This is a genomic window from Bradyrhizobium valentinum (assembly GCF_001440405.1).
In the GTDB taxonomy this organism is placed as follows: domain Bacteria; phylum Pseudomonadota; class Alphaproteobacteria; order Rhizobiales; family Xanthobacteraceae; genus Bradyrhizobium; species Bradyrhizobium valentinum.
The window spans coordinates 141,765-158,291 of the sequence record NZ_LLXX01000143.1 but is presented as its reverse complement, the minus strand read 5'-3'; the positions used below and the strand labels follow the sequence as shown (position 1 = coordinate 158,291).

Genomic DNA, 16,527 nt, shown 5'->3' with positions numbered 1-16,527 from the left:
TCCTTGCTCTTGTCAACGCCGCCCGACGCCGGACAATCAATTTCTGATATTCCGAAATGGAAAGTCAAGCTTGATTTCTGATAATCGGAACTGCTATAATTTCTGAAATTCGGAAAGGTTTGACCATGCTGGACATCAGGTTGATCGAGCGGGGCCTGGACAAGCCGGGCAAGACCAAGGGTGGATTGGCCGCCGCGATGGGCGTTCGTCCCGGCGCCGTGTCCGAAATCCTGTCGGGGATACGCCTGATCAAGGCGTCTGAGATCGCGCCGATCATCGAATACCTCGAACTAAACTCGGTGCCGATCATGGGCCGCGTCGGCGCCGGCGCCTCGATCGAGCCGGAGCACGAGCAGGTGCCGCCGGAAGGCCTCGGCGAGGTCGAACTGCCCTTCCCGATCGCCGAAGAGACCATCGCCTTCGAGGTGTCCGGCGATTCCATGCTGCCGAAATACGAGAATGGCGATATCATCGTGGTCTATCGCGAGCAGCGCCACCCGCTATCGAGCTTCTACGGCGAGGAAGCCGCCGTCCGCCTGAAGACCGGTGAGCGCTACCTGAAGACAATCGAGCGGGGAAAATCCTCGACCTCGGTCAACCTCACGAGCTTCAATGCCAAGCCCATTACCGGTGTAAAGCTGGAATGGATCGGCGAGATCTGCGTCACCCTGCCCAGGGGCCAGATCGAACGATTGCGCAATAAGGCGGCGGCCCGAACACGCAAGGCCGCAAGAACGGCGGGCCGCACGCCGGACAAATAGCAACCGGCGTTGCGATTATCGAATCGGTTGATTCTATCGATATCTCCGACAGTCGCGCCGCCCCTCACGCACAATTTCTGTTTTTCCGAATTTTTACTTGACTAATTTCCGTTTTTCCGAAATATTGCCGTTGTCGATACCGACGACAGGATGAGGTCAGATCGCCAGCATGCAGTATTTCGTCGTGATGATCGACTACGGCCGCCGCGGCCGCGAGGCCATCGTCGACCCGGAAATCACAAGGCGCGAGGTTATCTCCCGGATCGCGTCGGGTGAATACCGGAATATCAGCTTCATCCACGAAATCGCAGGTTGCTCGGTCGAGGATATCACCGCCGAGATTCTCAGCGAGGCGGCCCTGCCTGAGATCGGCGCGACGGGCACCGACCTGCAAGCCAACCATTTCGATCACATTCGCGATCTACGTAAGCACGAGAGAGCGTGATCACGCTCTATTCCCTCAAAACATTGTGACTATCGGGCGGGCTTGAATCGCCGACAGCTTGATTAACTATTCTTCACGCAAAGTCTATTCCGGCTGAGCGAACGGTCGCGCTAATGTTGCGATTCGATTCCTCCGACTTGCAAAGTTCTTAACCCGCAATGTATCCGTCAATGAAGGCTGAGCTCGCGGCGCGCGATGGCGACCTCCGACTCTGTCTCCTGCTTGGTGTCGCGGCCTGGTTTCTCTTTCTGGATCACGTCCCGCACAATGCGGTCAGCCAGCTGACCATGCGTAATTTCGGGTTCAGCGGCGCTACCGACCTGTTCGTGTTTATCGGCGGCTATACTGCCGCGATCCTGTATGGAAGGATGATGCTGGAGCGCGGGTTCGTCGTGACGGCAACCCGTATCTTCAAGCGGCTGTGGCAGCTTTACGCCGCCTATATCGTCCTGTTCGTGATCTATATCGATCTGATCGGATATGTTGCGCGCCAATCCTCCGCGCCCGCACTTATCGGCGAATTCAACGTCACGGGAATCGTCGACCATACGATCCGGACGCTGATTCACGGCCTGCTGCTTCAGGCCAAGCCGCTGAACCTCGATGTGCTGCAACTGTTCATCGTATTGATGGCGGTGTTCCCGTTCGTTCTGTTCGGCATGGTCCGCCGGCCGAATGTCACCATGGCGGGATCGATTGGTCTCTACTTCGCAGCCTGCCAATTTGACTGGAATCTGTCTTCGTTTCCGGATGGACGGTGGCACCTCAATCCGTTCTGCTGGCAACTCCTGTTTATGCTCGGCGCCTGGCTTGCCTTGAGCGGTACGAATCAAATGCGCGCTATTCGTACGCTTCAGAAACTAGCGGTCGTGCGCGCCGCGGCATGGCTGTACCTGCTGTTTGCTCTGGCGGTGACGGTGGCCGGGAAATTTCCCCAGGCCGGCATCGTCCCGGATCTGCTGCGCGATGCCCTTCTTCCCAATGACAAGGAGAACCTCGCCCCACACAGGGTGCTTCATTTTCTCGCGCTGGCCTTTCTGTTTGCTTACATGGTGCCGCGCGACTGGTCCGGATTCCGATGGCAGATGTTGCAGCCGGTCATCACATGTGGGCAGGAGTGGCTATCGGTGTTTTGCGCCGGGGTGTTTCTCTCGTTTGCCGGACACCTTGTCCTGATCACAGGCCCGGATTTGCTCGCCATGCATGTCCTGGTCAGCGTTGCCGGGATTTTGATCATGACGGGCGTGGCCTACTACGTGTCGTGGTCCAAACGACAAGATCACAAGCCGGCATTCCGGACTCAGGCGCTACCTGAACCCGCCCCTCAATCTGCGAGGAGTACCCCTTTCAACCGCGCCTCACTCGCACCCAGCATGCCGGCGTCGAGCCTTCCCTCGGCCGACGCCGCCACGGCGCAGGTAAAGATGCGATAGAACTGCGCCCCGTCGAAGGCAACCAGCAGCAGGTCGACACCGGCGTTGAGCGCCTCCACCACCGCCGTACAGACGTTGCGCTGGTAGATCGCCCCCATCACGAGGTCGTCGGTCATAACGACGCCCTGATAGTTCCATTGCTTGCGGATGATGCCGTCGACGACCCGTTTGGAATGCGACGCGGCGCGGCTCGGATCAACTGAGGTCAGCGTCACATGCCCGATCATCAGTTGCGCTTTCGAGCCGGCCAGCAGATTCCTGAAAGGTATCCAGTCCGACGCTTCGAGTTCGTCCACGGGCGTATCCAGATCGGCGCTGAAATGATGGGTATCGGTTCGTACGCGTCCGAGCCCTGGAAAATGCTTGACCGTCGCGCCGACACCTGACGCTTCCAGCCCATTTACATAGGCCCGCGCGATATCCGCGACGACAGTCGGATCATCGGAAATCGCGCGTCTGCCGATCAGCGTGTTGAAGTCGAATCGGTTGCGCTTCGGCTCGGGCCGCAAATCCAGCACTGGCGCAAGGTTCAGGTTGACGCCGAGCGCTGCCAGCTCCTGCCCGTGAACACGCCCGAACGCCTCCGCTTTCTCGGCGCGAACATCCGGCGCCAGGCTCGCAAGCGTCGATAGCGCCGGCAGTCTGGTCAAGGGCGGCGCCAGATGCGATACGATACCGCCTTCCTGGTCGGCCGCAACGATCAGAGGCGGCAGGCTAGCAGCGCGCCGCTTTTCCTGCAGCGCCGCAATCTCTTCCCCTAGACGCGCCGCCGACGATCCCACCACATTGTGCTTGGTAATGTAGATGCCGGAGATCAGGCCTTTCTCGGCAAGAACAGCCACCTCAGGGAATGACGAGTATCCAACGATAAAATGCCGTCCAAGGCTTCGCGCCTGTGCGGCTTCAGTCTGCAAGACACGTTGCTTGCGCCATTCAAACGAAGCATGCGCGCCGAGCATCGATAGCGATGGCAGACACCACAGCAGAACGAGCGCCCTTCCCGCAACACCCCTCCTCCAAATGCCGCGGCGGATGAGGATGACGGCAACAACGACGCTCGCGGCAGCCAGAACAATGTTTCCCGACCCGCGCAGCGAAATCAGATAGGGATCGTTCTTGTTAGCTGCAGCGAAAACGAAGACGGTGCCGGCGAGCCAGATCAGGATAAGGCCGATGCGTTTGAAAATTTGCATGAAAATGGCATGGGCTTGCGAGAGGAGGTCGAACGGCAGAATGCCCGTATCAAACTTGTCTCGCCGATGCGAGCGCATAACCGCGCTTGCACGGAAACTGCATAAAAATCCTGAACTCTTGCAGACGGCGTTCCAAGCAAATGCACAACGGCGTCGGATAGTTCGTCGCGCAAACAGTGGCGATCATCGAATGCCTATTCCCACAAGACTAGCGAACGACGGGTGGTGGCTGTGTGAGCGTCCCGCGACGGCGCTGATTTGCAATTTTCCTCTCCAAACAGGCAGCGCAAGCATGACCGATTTCACCACGCCGGCATCCGAAGCAGGCTCCGCTCAGGCGAGTCCGCTCCCGGTCAAACCCGCGATTGCCGTCCCGCTGGCGGCGTTGGCCGACTGGCTGTTCTACGGCCATCAGATCGGAATTTCCGCAGTCGCCTTCGCGCTCGCACTGGTGGTAGGCTCGCTCGCCGCCAATTTCGCAAGATTGAACAGAAGTCGGATGCTGCCGGCAGGCGCGCTATTGCTGGCCGGATTCGTACCTGTCGTCGAGGAATTCAACGCAGCCTCACTGACCTTCATGGCTCTGGGGCTCGGCGTTGGTCTGTTGCTGACGACCAATACTCAACAGAACAGTCTCAGCGAGCGGGCAGCGGCGTTATGTGATCTGTTTCTGGTCGGTCCGTTCAGATTTCTTCGGGACACCATCGGCGTGTTCAATCTGCCGATCTTGAAGACCGGCTTTACCGTCTGGTTGATTCCCGTGATCCTCGGCGGCATTTTCGTTTTTCTGCTGGTCTCGGCAAATCCCTTGCTCGAGAAGTGGGTCCGCCTGATGAACCCCGGCAATGCCGGATCTTATCTGAGTCCAGGACGAATACTGTTTTGGACCGTGGCGCTGTCAATCATATGGCCCTTCATCCATGTCTGGTGGCGCAGCAAGGTTCGGCTCGCGTCCGCTTTCGCCGAAATGGCTGCTGCGGACCAGAAGCCGCGATCGGACACCGTCGAATTTTTTAGTGCTGCGACAATCCTGCGTTCGCTGGTCCTGTTTAATTTGCTGTTCGCCGTTCAGACCATCCTTGATGCGATCTATCTCTGGGGCAACGCGACCTTGCCCGCCGATATCAGCTACGCTTCATATGCGCATCGGGGCGCCTATCCTCTCATCGTCACGGCGCTATTGGCGGCAGGCTTCGTTCTGGCCGCCATGAGGCCAGGTGGCCCGGCCGAGCAATCGAGGGTGATCCGACCGCTGGTTTATCTGTGGGTGGCGCAAAATGTCTTGCTGGTGATGTCGTCGATCCTGCGCCTCGATCTCTATGTTCAAATCTACCTGCTGACCTGGTGGCGCGTCGCGGCTTTTATCTGGATGGTACTGGTCGCGTTTGGGCTCGTGCTCATCGTCGCCCGCATCGTCCTGAACCGCTCGAATGATTGGCTGATCCGCGCCAATCTCATCACCCTGACGGCAACGCTCTACATCTGCTCGCTGATCAATTTTGCCGCCATCATCGCTGACTACAACGTTAGCCACGGCCGCGAAGCCACCGGCAAGGGGGTATGGATCGATATGAACTACCTGCTTTCCCTGGGACCGCAGGCATTGCCGGCGATCGACCGGGCCATCGCCCTTCGCGGGTTCGATCCTACCCTTGTTTCCCGCCGTGGTTGCCTTGTAGAACAGCAGGTGAAAGAGACGGTTTCCTGGCGCTCCTGGGGTTTTCGGAACTGGCGCCTCCAGCGCGCCCTGGACGCCCAACCGAAGAGTTCGACCACAGGCTAGTCGACCGCAGGCCGATTGCGCCGGGAGAGACGTTTGACGCCCCGCATTCTCATCGTTGACGACGAACTGCATATACGCGAGGTCATCCGTGTTGCGCTGAAGAAGGCCGGAATGACCGTCTTCGAGGCGCGCGACGGCAAGGAAGCGTTGACCCGCTTTGCCGCCGACAAGCCGGATCTGATGATTCTGGATATCGGCATGCCGGAATTCGACGGCCTGGACGTCTGCCGGGAAATTAGAAAGTCCTCGGACGTTCCGATCCTCTTTCTCTCCGCGCGCGACGACGAGATCGATCGCGTCCTGGGCCTGGAGATCGGCGGTGACGATTATGTCACCAAGCCCTTCAGCCCGCGCGAACTCGTAGCAAGGGTGAACGTCATCCTGCGCCGCATGGCTTCGCGCGGGGAGGATGCAAGGGCCTCAACGGCGGCACTTTCGCAAGGCAAGCTGTCGGTTGATCCAGGACAGCATATCGCGGAGTTCGCGGGCACGCCGCTGCGTCTGACCGCCATCGAGTTCGGTATCCTCAGGGCATTTCTGACACGGCCAACGCTCGTCTTCAGCCGCGAGCAGATCATGAGTGCCGCCTATCAGCTCAACATCCAGGTATCGGATCGCACCATCGACAGCCACATCCGCAATATCCGCGCCAAGCTGTCCGCCGTGAACTGCGACAACGTCATCGAAACCATTCACGGCGTGGGCTTCAAGCTCGGGCGTTGCGAGCCGCAAGCATGATACCGCGCGCACCAGTTAAATGGCGACCATCGTTGGGACTGGTCATTTTCGCCGTGCTCGCCTCCGTGGCGACGCTGCCCCTGGTCGGGCTGTTCTTCTTCCGCCTCTACGACAACCAGCTCATCCATCAAACCCAGGCCGAACTGATCGCCCAAAGCCGCGTGCTGGCGGCGGTCTATGCGCGCGAGGTGGAAGCCCGGCTCGCTGCCGGCATTGCGCTCGGCGCGGAAATTCCCCCCGGGGTCCGCCCCGACCGGGAAGACCAGCTAACGCCGATCCGGCCCGCCCTCGATCTTGCCGCCGGCGCCGATCTGCTTCGGCGGCGGCCAAATGCCCTTCCGGCAAACGCGCCTGCGTCGCCAGCCTATATCGAGATCGGCACGCGGCTGATGCCAATCATCCTGGAAACGCAGAAGGTCACGCTGGCCGGCTTCCGGATCCTCGATCCCCGCGGCGTCGTGATCGCCGGTCGTGACGAGGTCGGTCAATCTCTCGCCCATATCGAGGAAGTGGCCACGGCCCTACAGGGACAATACCGGGCAGCCCTGCGAATTCGCAAACCCGACAAGCCTCCGCCGCCGATCTACTCGATCAGCCGCGGCGTCGGCGTGCACGTGTTTTCGGCGATGCCCGTCATCGTCAACAACCACGTGGCGGGTGTCATCTATACGTCGAGAACGCCGAGCAACATCTTCGATCATTTCTATCAGGAGCGCCGCAAGTTCATTCTGGCGGGACTTGCGGTCGTTTTGGCGACGATCGCTATCGGCCTGATCTTCTCTCGAACCATCACCCGCCCGATGCGCGAACTGGTCGAGCGGGCCGCGCGCATCAGCCGCGGTGATCGCGACGCGTTTCGGCCGCTCGCCCATTATGGCACGCGCGAATTCGCCCAGTTGTCGCACAGCTTCCTCGACATGGCCGAACAATTGGCGCGGCGGTCGGACTACATCGCGACGTTTTCGGCCCACCTCACCCATGAACTGAAGTCGCCCCTGACCTCAATCAAGGGTGCCGCTGAACTGCTGCTGGATTCGTTACAGAGCAAGTCCGACAACCTCACCCGGATGGAACAGAAGAACTTCATATCGAACATCCTCGGCGACACCGGGCGTCTGGAGGCCATGACTCAGCGATTGCGCGAACTGGCCCGCGCCGAAACCGCGCCGCAGAACGAGCATACCGAATTGTCGCAGGTGATCGGCGGATTGAAGAGCCGGTTTCCGACACGCGCGATCGACGCAACCGGATGCCTGGAGCGCTCGATCGGCATGTCCAGCGAAAAAGCCTTGATCGTGTTGTCGCATCTGACCGATAACGCCATCCGCCACAACGCGAAGAACGTACGGCTCGAAGCCGTCGCGGAAGAAGCTTCCGTCAGGATGACCGTCAGCAATGACGGCGACCCGATATCCGAACCGAACCGGGAGAAGATATTCGATGCCTTCTTCACCACCCGCCGCGACACCGGCGGCACGGGGATGGGACTCTCCATCGTCCGGGCCGTCATGACCAGCCACGGCGGATCGATCCGGCTGGTGCCGTCCAGCGAAGGTGTTACGTTCGAGTTGCAGTTTCCGGCAGCTTAAAGCCCTGCCGTCAGACGCGCTCGATGATGATGGCAGGCGCCATGCCGCCGGCGGCGCACATCGTCACCAAACCACGCTTGAGATCGCGGCGTTCCAGTTCGTCCAGGATCGTGCCGATCAGGATCGATCCGGTCGCACCTATGGGATGGCCGAGCGCGATCGAGCCGCCATTGACGTTGACCTTCTCGCGGTCGAGCTTGAGGTCACGGATGAACTTTTCGGCAACGACCGCAAACGCCTCGTTGATCTCGAACAGGTCGATATCGTCGAGCGTGAGGCCTGCCTTGGCCAGCACCTTGCGGGCGGCCGGCACAGGCGCGTTCAGCATCAGCGTCGGGGAGTCCCCCATATTCGCCATCGCGACGACACGGGCCCGCGGCTTCAGGCCATGGGCTTGTGCGTAACTCGGCGACGCCAGCAGGATAGCCGCCGAGCCGTCGACGACGCCGGAAGAATTGCCGGCGTGATGCACAAAGTTGATGTCGAGGTCCGGATACTTGTCCAGGATGAGCTTGCGATAGGTCGTCCCCTGGTCGTCGAGCGCGTAATCGGCAATCGCAGGAAACGCTGGCTTCAAGCCGGCCAGACCTTCGAGCGTGGTTTGCGGTCGCGGATATTCCTCGCGGTCGAGCGCGAGGCTACCATCTTCACGGTAGACCGGCACGAGGCTCTTGTCGAAATGTCCGCCCTTGATGGCGGCTGCCGCGCGCTTCTGGCTTTCGAGGCCGAGCTCGTCGACATCCTGCCGAGTGATGCCTTCCAGCGTCGCCACCGCGTCGGCGCAGACACCCTGATGCGATTGCGGATGCCGCGCACGCAGGCGGAGATTGCCGTTGTCCATCATGAACGGCCCCTCGCCGCGACGACCTTCCATCGACATCATCTCGGTGCCGCCGGCGATCACAAGGTCTTCCGAGCCCGACATGATCGAGTTGGCCGCCATGTTGACGCTGGTAATTCCGGACCCGCAGAACCGGTCCAGCGTCACGGCGCTGGCGCGCACGTCATAGCCGGCATCGAGCGCCGACATCCGCCCGAGATCGCCGCTCTGCTGCCCGCGTTGCGAACTGGTGCCCCAGATGATGTCGTCGACATCGGCGGTATTGATGCCGGTACGATCGGTCAGCGCACGCAACACCGTCGCGCCGAGTTGCTGCGGATGAATACCCGACAAGGCGCCCTTGCCAGCCTTGCCGATGCCCCGCGGCGTCCTGCATGCGTCGATGATCAGTGCGTCAACCATGATGTTTTCCTCACGTATATCGATCGGCTGCATTTGCCGCCGATCGCGTTACACTGTCAATCCGATCAAGGCCGATTGTAGCCCGGATGGAGCGCAGCGAAATCCGCGGGCGGATTTCGGATGGATCCCGGATTTCGCTGCGCTCCATCCGGCTACTTGATCAAGACTATCGTCCTCGCAGCGCCAGAATCTTTTCCGCGGCGCGCAGATGCGGCTTGTCGATCATCTTGCCGTCGATCTTCACAACGCCGGAAGTCGGGTTCTCGTTGAACGCCTGCACGACCTTCTCCGACCAGGCAATTTCCTCATCCGTCGGCATGAAGGCGGCATTGACGATGTCGACATGCTTGGGATGGATGATGGCCTTGGCGAGGAACCCATCCTGCCGCGCGGCAGTGGACTCCTCCCGCAGGGCGTCGAGATCGTTGATGTCGGTCGCAATGGTATCGATGGCGACAACGCCAGCCGCCGCCGCGCTGATCAGGCAGAGATCGCGCGCCAGCAGGAACGGCCCGTGGAAGCGACCAGCTGTGCGGTTTCGCGACGCACCGAGCGACGCTGCGAGATCCTCTGCGCCCCACATCATGCCCCATAGCCGCGGGCTCATGTTCTCGAAATCGAGCAGCTTGAGGACAGCCCTTGCCGTCTCCGTCGCCACCGTCACTATTCGCGTCGATCCCTGCTCAATCCCGGCGGCTGCCTCGAAGGCATCGAGATAGAGCGAGAGGCGATTGACGTCGGCCGCGCCGGCGCATTTCGGCAGCACGATGCCGTCTGGCCGGCCCGGCATGACGGCCGCGAGGTCGCCAAGCGTCATGTCCGTGTCGAGCGCATTGGCGCGAACATATATTTTCTGGCTCGGATTGCGGGCGTCGAGCATCTCGCGCACCGTTCGCCGCGCACCGGCCTTTTCTTCCGGCGCAATCGAATCCTCGAGGTCGAGGATCAGCGCGTCAGCCGCGGTCTTCTTGGCGCTCTCGAACTTGCGCAGGCTGTCGCCGGGAACGAACAGGAACGATCGCATCGGCCTACGCCTTCGGTTTGCAATGCATCAGGCCGGTACGGCGGCAGCTTGCTACCACCTCGCCGCGTTGATTGGTCATGGTGTGCTCGAACTCGACGATACCCTGGTTCGGTCGCGATTTGCTTTCACGCTTCGAGATGATCTTGGTGTGCGCCTTGAGCGTATCGCCGTGAAACACCGGCTTTGGAAACTTGACGTCGGTCATGCCGAGGTTGCCGATCGTGGTGCCGAGCGTCGTATCGTAGACACTCATGCCGATCATGATGCCAAGCGTATAGAGGCTGTTGAACAGCCGCTGGCCGAATTCGGTGCTTTCGGCAAAATGCGCATCGATATGCAGCGGTTGCGGATTCATGGTCAGCAGGCTGAACAGCGTGTTGTCCATTTCAGTTACGGTGCGGCTGAACTCGTGGTGAAATTCCCGGCCGACCTCGAATTCCTCGAAATACAATCCAGCCATCAGCGTCCCCTGTAGTTCGGTGTGCGCTTCTCAACGAATGCATTCAAGCCTTCCTGACAGTCCTCGGTCGTTGCGACAAGCGCAAAGCTTTCGGCGGCGTTTTCGACCGAGCGGCGGAAGTCGGCGTCGACCGCCCGCACGAAGGCATCGCGCCCGATCTTCATGACGATGGAGGATTTGGCGGCGAGCTTGCCTGCGACCTCTCGCGCGCGATCAAGCGCCGTCCCCTTCGGCACCACTTCGCTGAGCAGGCCCATGCGAAACGCGGTCAGGGCATCGAAGGGCTCGCCCAGAAACAGCGGTCCGAAAGCCTGGTGCTTGCCAACCAGCCGCGGCAATTGCACGAAGTGAATGGCAGGGATCAGGCCCACATCGATCTCGGGATAGCCGAAGGTACAGGCGTCGCCGGCGATAATCATGTCGCAGGAGATCGCAATCGTCATGCCGCCGGCCCGCACCGCCCCATCGATGGCGGCGATAGTCGGCTTGCCCATGCGATACTGGGTATCATTGAGCGCGAAATACAGCCGCTCGAGGAATTTCTTGGTCTCGATACCGGGCATACCGCGGACGATATCCAGATCGAGCCCGGCGCAAAACACCTTGTGCGCGCTGCCGATGATGATGGCGCGAACCGCTTCGTCGTCCCGCGCCTTCGAAAGCGCCGCCAGCAGCGCATCGATCAGGTCCATGCTGAGCGCGTTGACCGGGGGGCGATCGAGCATGATCTCGGCAATATTGCCTGTGACGGAATAACGAACGATATCTCCACTCATGCCCTATCTCCCTTGGCCTGACGCACCGCGCCGGCCTTGACCAGATCGTCGATGGCGCCACGCTCGAAACCCGCTTCCAGCAGCACCTCATAGCTGTCCTGGCCTATATCAGGCGCCGGACGCAAGTCATCCTTCTGAGAAGGTCGCCGGCCGAAAGCTACAGCGCGAGATAGCGCTGCCGAATGTTATCGTTGGCTTTCAGCTCTTCGATACCGGCTGTGTAGACGATCTGGCCCTTGTCGATAACCGTCGCGTGACTCGCAAGGCCAAGGCAAAAATGCATGTTCTGCTCGGCGATCAGCACCGTCGCGCCGGTGCCGCGGAGCTGCCGTAACAATTCGCCAATCCGCTGCACGATGATCGGCGCCAGCCCCTCGCTCGGCTCGTCCAACAGCAACAGCGCGGGATTGCCCATCAGCGTGCGGGCAATCGCCAGCATCTGCTGTTCACCGCCCGACAACCGGGCCGCAATCCGGTAGCGCAGCGGCTCCAGCAGCGGAAACACGTCATAGATGCGCCGGATCGACCATTCGTCTTCGCCGTTCGGCCCCTTCTTGGCGCCGATAGCCAGATTGTCCTCGACCGTGTGCTCCGGAAAGATCTGGCGATCCTCCGGCACGAAGCCGAGACCGGCGCGCGCGATGTGATGCGGCTTCAGTCCGGACACTACTTTGCCGCGTAAAGTGACCCTGCCCCGATGCGCGGGGGCAAGTCCCATGATCGCCTTCATGGTAGTCGACTTGCCGGCCCCGTTGCGACCAAGCAGCGCCATGGTCTCGCCCTGGCGCACCGACAGGCCGACGCCAAACAGTATCTGGCTGGTGCCGTAATAGACGTCGAGATCCTCGACCTGCACGACCGGCTGTGCACTCATACCGCGGCTCCGGCGTGATGCTCGGTGCCGAGATAGGCCTCGATGACGGCCTCATTCCGGCGGATCGCTTCCGGCGTGCCGGTTACAAGAATGCGGCCGTAGCAGAGCACGACGATCTCGGGTGCGATTTTGAACACGATATCCATGTCGTGCTCGATGAACACTACCGTGATCTTCTGCTTCTCCCAGAGCTCCCTCACCTTGTCGATCATCCGCCAGCGCTCCTCGGTGCCCATTCCCGCGGTCGGCTCGTCGAGCAGCAGCACCTTGGGATCGAGCACCAGCGCCAGCGCGATATCGAGCAGCTTCTGGTCGCCATGCGACAGCGTCGCCGCGACGCGGTTCCGTTTGCTCACCAGCCCCAGCAATTCCATCGCATGCCCGGCGCGGTCGCGCGTCTCGGCCAGCGGAAAGCGCCGGTGCAGCACGCTGGCGCGGCGCTGATCGGCGCAAACGGCGGCCAACATCGTCTCCTGCACCGTCAGCGACGGGAAAATGCTGGCCACCTGAAACGCCCGGCCAATGCCGTGGCGCACGATTTCGGGCGGCGTACGCCCGGCCAAGTCCACGCCGTTGAGCAGGATCTGGCCGGAATCCGGCTTCAGCGCGCCGGTAATCAGGTTGAAGAACGTGCTCTTGCCGGCGCCATTGGGGCCGATCACGGCGGTGAGCGATCCGTCGGCAAAATTGAGCGTGACATTGTCGGTCGCCTTGACGCCGCCGAACGATTTGGAAAGGGCGCGTATCTCCAGCATGGCTAGCCGCGCTCCCCCACATCGTCATTCCGGGATGGTCCGTCAGGACCAGACCCGGAATCTCGAGATTCCGGGTTCGTGCTTCGCACGCCCCGGAATGACTGTGCAATACGTCCACGAGTCATAGCTACTCCCCGGGGCCATTGCGGCGTTGCGTGTACCATTCAACGACAAAATCCATCAGGCCCTTTCGCAGGCCGATGGCGAAGAACAGGATCACGATGCCAAGCACGATGCCGTAATACTCGGTCAGCCGCGTCACAGTGTCGTTGAGGATCAACAGCAGCACCGTGCCGACCATCGGCCCCAGGAACGTTGTGACGCCGCCCAGCATGTTGATAAAGATGCCCTCGCCCGAGATCGTCCAGTAGGCGAACTCGGGATACGCGCCCGATACGAACAGCGCCATGATGATGCCGCCCGTCGAGGCGAACAACGCCGCCAGCACGAAGATCGTGAGTTTTGCCCGCCAGACATCGATGCCGACGAAGCTGGCGCGGTTGGCGTTGTCGCGGATCATCCGCAAGGTATAGCCGAACGGCGATTGGGCGATCTGGCGCATCAAAAGCAGCCCGATCACCAGCAGCGCGCAACTTGCGATGTAGAGATGCACATGGTTCGACAGATCGATGCCGAAGAAGGCCGGGCGCGGAATGCCGCCGCGCAGCCCCTGGTCGCCGCCCGTCAGCGACACCCAGGACAATATCGTGCTGTGGATCAGCATCTGGAACGCCAGCGTCACGAAGGCGAAATAGATTTCCTTCAGCCGCACGCAGATCGCGCCGATCACGGCAGCGATGATGGTGGTGATGACCAGCGTTGCGACAAAGGCAACCGGGACCGGGACGCCAGTGCGTTGCATGATCAGGCCAAAGCCATAAGCGCCAAGGCCGAAGAACATGCCATGCCCGAACGAAACCAGGCCCGTATAACCCACCAGCAGGTTGAGCGAGGTCGCGAACAGGCCGAACGCCGAGCAACGGATGACAAAATCGAGCAGCGCCTTGCTGCCGGTGAGCATCGGCAGGATCGCCAGCACGGCAAAGGCCGCCAACGCGATCAATACGTCGAAATAGCGTGAGCGCTGCAATCCGGCTTCGGCCTGTGGCACTGCGGCAGCCTGCTCGGCCTGCAGCTCGGTCATGCGACCTCCTTGCCGAACAGGCCGGTCGGGCGCGACACCAGCACGATCACCATGAACAGATACATCAGGCCTTCCGTGAACAAGGGAAAGCCGAGCGATCCGAACGAGCGGATCATGCCGATCAAGATAGCGCCAATCAGCGCGCCCAGGATCGAGCCCATGCCACCGATCACGGTGACGATGAAGGATTCGATCAGCACGGAAAATCCCATGCCCGGCGTCAGCGAGCGCACCGGCGCCGCGAGCGCACCGGCAAGACCCGCCAGCATGCCGCCGAGGGCGAATACACCGCCATAGATAAGACCTGTGTTGATGCCGAGCGCAGACACCATGCCCGGATTGTGCGCGGCTGCCCGGATCACCTTGCCGATCCTGGTGCGGGCAAGGCCAAGCCCAAGGATCACCGCGGCCGCCAGCGCGACGCCGATCAGCAGCAGATAATACGGCGGCACGACGCCTCCGGCGATGAACAGGGGCGCCACCTGAAACGCCGCCGGCATCCCCATCGACTTGAATTCTGGCCCCCAGATCATCCGCACCACATCGTCGAAGATCAGCACGAAGGCGTAGCAAACGAGCAACTGCATCAGCACGTCAGCGCCATAGACGCGGCTCATGAACACGCGTTCGAAGATCAGGCCGAGGATAGCCGTCCCCGCCGCGCCGCACAGCATCGCGAGCGCAAAGCTGCCCGAGAACTGATAGGCCGTCATCGCGAAATAGGCGCCGAACATGTAGAAAGCGCCGTGGCTGAAGTTGACGACCTTGAGCACGCCAAAGATCAGCGTCAGCCCGACGGCGACGAGAAACAGCAACATGCCAATGATGAAGCCGCTGGTGGTTTGCGTCACCAGACAGGCGGAACTGGCGAGACAGCCGGTAAGCGCGTCGAGGTCCAAGGGAAGCATCCATTGCGGCGTGCCGAAGCGAGCAGCACGCGAGAAACATTCCGCAACGAAACGGAGGCGGCTTGCGTCGCCTCCGTTATCGCCGATCGATCAGGTGTAGCCCTTGCTCTTCTTCCACTCGGCTTCGAGCTCGAAGATCGTCTTCCAGTCGCCCGCCTGAACCTGCGGCACATACGGTTCCTGCGGGATCGTCGTCCCCCAGCCGATCGCATAGCCGACCAGGGTCTGGTCTTCCGCACGCATGGTAACGGTGCCGTCTGCGCCGAATGGCGACTTGATCTTCAGGCCGCGCAGCGCCTCCGCGATCTTCTTGCCGTCGGCTGAGTTCGCCTTCTTGGAGGCTTCCGCGAGCAGCATGATCGCGGTGGCATTTTCCCATGACCAGTTGGTGGGATACTCGTTGTATTTCGCCTTGTAGGCGTCGCCCCACGCGGCATTCTCCGGGGTTGCCGGATAGGTCTTGATGTAGCGGTTGCCGGAGTGGATGCCCTTCGGCAGGTTCTTCACGACCGTCAGCGCGGTGTAGTCGGCCATGTTGACCGCAAACACCTCCATCTGGCTGAACAGCGCGTAGATATTGGCCTGGTCGATATAGGACGTCAGGTCGCCGCCCCACAGGCAGGAATACAGCGCCTGCGGCTTGGCCTGCAGGATTTTCGTCACCACCTCGGTGTAGTCAGGCTGGAACAGCTTTGGCCAGGACTCGCTGATGATTTCGGTGTCGGGGGCGAAGCGCTTCAGGTACGTCACGTATTCGCCCGTCGTGTCGCGGCCATAGGCGTAATCGGGCGAACAGGTGGCCCATTTCTTCAGCCCTTTGGCCTTGGCAATCGCCGCGGCATAGCTGCCGCCGACGATCGAGTCATGCACGCCTTGGCGCGCGGTGCGGAATGCGTTGGGAATGTGCTGCTTGGGATCGGCGGTCAGCGCCGAGGTTTCCGAATTGGTGTGAAGGCAGAGCACGCCGAGATCGCGCGCCACCTCGTGCACCGCGAACGCGCCTGACGAGGCTTCCGCATCAATCAGGATTTCGCATCCATCGGTATTGACGAGTTCGCGCGCGACGCGGGCGGCCTCCTGCGGCTGTCCCTTGGAATCGCGGATCACCATCTCGATCTGCCGTCCGGCCAGGCCGCCGGCGGCATTGACCTTTTCGATTTCCAGCATCACCCCGTTGCGCGAGGAGGTTCCGAGCTGCGCCACGCGCCCGGAAAGGATGGTGGGCATGCCGACCTTGATGGTCTTGGCTTGCGCGCGCGCCACCCAAGGTGCCGCGAATGTTACGGCACCGGCGCCCATCATCGCCAACGTCGCACGTCGGCTCACGCCCGGTTTGCGGGTTCTCGTCATTGCTTCCTCCCTACGGGTTGGCGTTCCCAAATCCCAGCCGGAGATCGTGTC

General features: G+C 61.1%; 17 protein-coding genes. 6 read left to right on the top strand and 11 right to left on the bottom strand.

Annotated elements, in window-relative coordinates; all coding sequences use genetic code 11:
• The first annotated feature begins 125 nt into the window (after positions 1-125).
• From CP49_RS25695 to CP49_RS25685, 3 genes are all read left to right on the top strand, one after another.
• The gene (locus CP49_RS25695; RefSeq protein WP_057852951.1) at positions 126-761 is read left to right on the top strand and encodes a S24 family peptidase; all 636 of its coding nucleotides are present in this window, start codon (positions 126-128) and stop codon (positions 759-761) included.
• A 169-nt stretch (positions 762-930) separates the two neighbouring features.
• The gene (locus CP49_RS25690) at positions 931-1,206 is read left to right on the top strand and encodes a hypothetical protein (RefSeq protein WP_057852950.1); all 276 of its coding nucleotides are present in this window, start codon (positions 931-933) and stop codon (positions 1,204-1,206) included.
• Between the two features lie 158 nt (positions 1,207-1,364).
• Positions 1,365-2,639 carry an OpgC domain-containing protein gene (locus CP49_RS25685; RefSeq protein ID WP_057852949.1) on the top strand — a complete coding sequence of 425 codons (1,275 nt, stop codon included), beginning with the start codon at positions 1,365-1,367 and terminating at the stop codon, positions 2,637-2,639.
• On the opposite strand, the gene CP49_RS25680 is transcribed toward CP49_RS25685, so the two are convergent.
• Positions 2,531-3,832, bottom strand: a complete 1,302-nt coding sequence (locus CP49_RS25680) for a glycoside hydrolase family 3 N-terminal domain-containing protein (protein WP_057852992.1) — start codon at positions 3,830-3,832, stop codon at positions 2,531-2,533. The two genes, CP49_RS25685 and CP49_RS25680, sit on opposite strands and share 109 nt — an antisense overlap.
• On the opposite strand from CP49_RS25680, the gene CP49_RS25675 reads away from it, so the two are divergent.
• From CP49_RS25675 to CP49_RS25665, 3 genes are read left to right on the top strand one after another with little or no spacing between them, the layout of a single operon-like run.
• On the top strand, positions 3,783-5,615 hold the full coding sequence (locus tag CP49_RS25675; protein WP_338060381.1) for a DUF4153 domain-containing protein: 1,833 nt from the start codon (positions 3,783-3,785) through the stop codon (positions 5,613-5,615). The two genes, CP49_RS25680 and CP49_RS25675, sit on opposite strands and share 50 nt — an antisense overlap.
• 33 nt (positions 5,616-5,648) lie before the next feature.
• Positions 5,649-6,353 carry a response regulator transcription factor gene (locus CP49_RS25670; RefSeq protein ID WP_057852947.1) on the top strand — a complete coding sequence of 235 codons (705 nt, stop codon included), beginning with the start codon at positions 5,649-5,651 and terminating at the stop codon, positions 6,351-6,353.
• Entirely contained in the window at positions 6,353-7,942 is a 1,590-nt protein-coding gene (locus CP49_RS25665) for an ATP-binding protein (RefSeq protein ID WP_156438668.1), read from the top strand. Before CP49_RS25670 ends, CP49_RS25665 begins: the two co-directional genes overlap by 1 nt.
• A 10-nt stretch (positions 7,943-7,952) precedes the next feature.
• On the opposite strand, the gene CP49_RS25660 is transcribed toward CP49_RS25665, so the two are convergent.
• The 10 genes from CP49_RS25660 to CP49_RS25620 all read right to left on the bottom strand — a co-directional run bounded on the left by CP49_RS25660 (position 7,953) and on the right by CP49_RS25620 (position 16,476).
• Positions 7,953-9,185 (bottom strand): acetyl-CoA C-acetyltransferase, encoded by a 1,233-nt coding sequence (locus tag CP49_RS25660; protein ID WP_057852991.1) that lies wholly within the window; start codon positions 9,183-9,185, stop codon positions 7,953-7,955.
• 166 nt (positions 9,186-9,351) lie between these two features.
• Entirely contained in the window at positions 9,352-10,209 is an 858-nt protein-coding gene (locus CP49_RS25655) for an HpcH/HpaI aldolase/citrate lyase family protein (protein ID WP_057852945.1), read from the bottom strand.
• A gap of 4 nt (positions 10,210-10,213) precedes the next feature.
• A complete protein-coding gene (locus CP49_RS25650; RefSeq protein WP_057852944.1) occupies positions 10,214-10,669 on the bottom strand; it encodes a MaoC family dehydratase in 456 nt (151 codons plus the stop codon).
• Entirely contained in the window at positions 10,669-11,445 is a 777-nt protein-coding gene (locus tag CP49_RS25645) for an enoyl-CoA hydratase/isomerase family protein (protein ID WP_057852943.1), read from the bottom strand. Before CP49_RS25645 ends, CP49_RS25650 begins: the two co-directional genes overlap by 1 nt.
• Positions 11,442-11,570, bottom strand: coding sequence for a hypothetical protein (locus CP49_RS48720; RefSeq protein WP_276326853.1), 129 nt, complete (start codon positions 11,568-11,570; stop codon positions 11,442-11,444). Before CP49_RS48720 ends, CP49_RS25645 begins: the two co-directional genes overlap by 4 nt.
• Positions 11,571-11,602: 32 nt before the next feature.
• The gene (locus CP49_RS25640) at positions 11,603-12,319 is read right to left on the bottom strand and encodes an ABC transporter ATP-binding protein (RefSeq protein ID WP_057852942.1); all 717 of its coding nucleotides are present in this window, start codon (positions 12,317-12,319) and stop codon (positions 11,603-11,605) included.
• On the bottom strand, positions 12,316-13,074 hold the full coding sequence (locus CP49_RS25635) for an ABC transporter ATP-binding protein (RefSeq protein WP_057852941.1): 759 nt from the start codon (positions 13,072-13,074) through the stop codon (positions 12,316-12,318). The genes CP49_RS25640 and CP49_RS25635 overlap by 4 nt, the downstream gene beginning before the upstream one ends.
• A 127-nt stretch (positions 13,075-13,201) precedes the next feature.
• Positions 13,202-14,218, bottom strand: coding sequence for a branched-chain amino acid ABC transporter permease (locus CP49_RS25630; RefSeq protein WP_057852940.1), 1,017 nt, complete (start codon positions 14,216-14,218; stop codon positions 13,202-13,204).
• Positions 14,215-15,117: a branched-chain amino acid ABC transporter permease gene (locus tag CP49_RS25625; RefSeq protein WP_057852990.1), complete on the bottom strand. Its 903-nt coding sequence runs from the start codon at positions 15,115-15,117 to the stop codon at positions 14,215-14,217. The genes CP49_RS25630 and CP49_RS25625 overlap by 4 nt, the downstream gene beginning before the upstream one ends.
• Before the next feature lie 99 nt (positions 15,118-15,216).
• On the bottom strand, positions 15,217-16,476 hold the full coding sequence (locus CP49_RS25620; RefSeq protein ID WP_057852939.1) for an ABC transporter substrate-binding protein: 1,260 nt from the start codon (positions 16,474-16,476) through the stop codon (positions 15,217-15,219).
• Positions 16,477-16,527 lie beyond the last annotated feature (51 nt).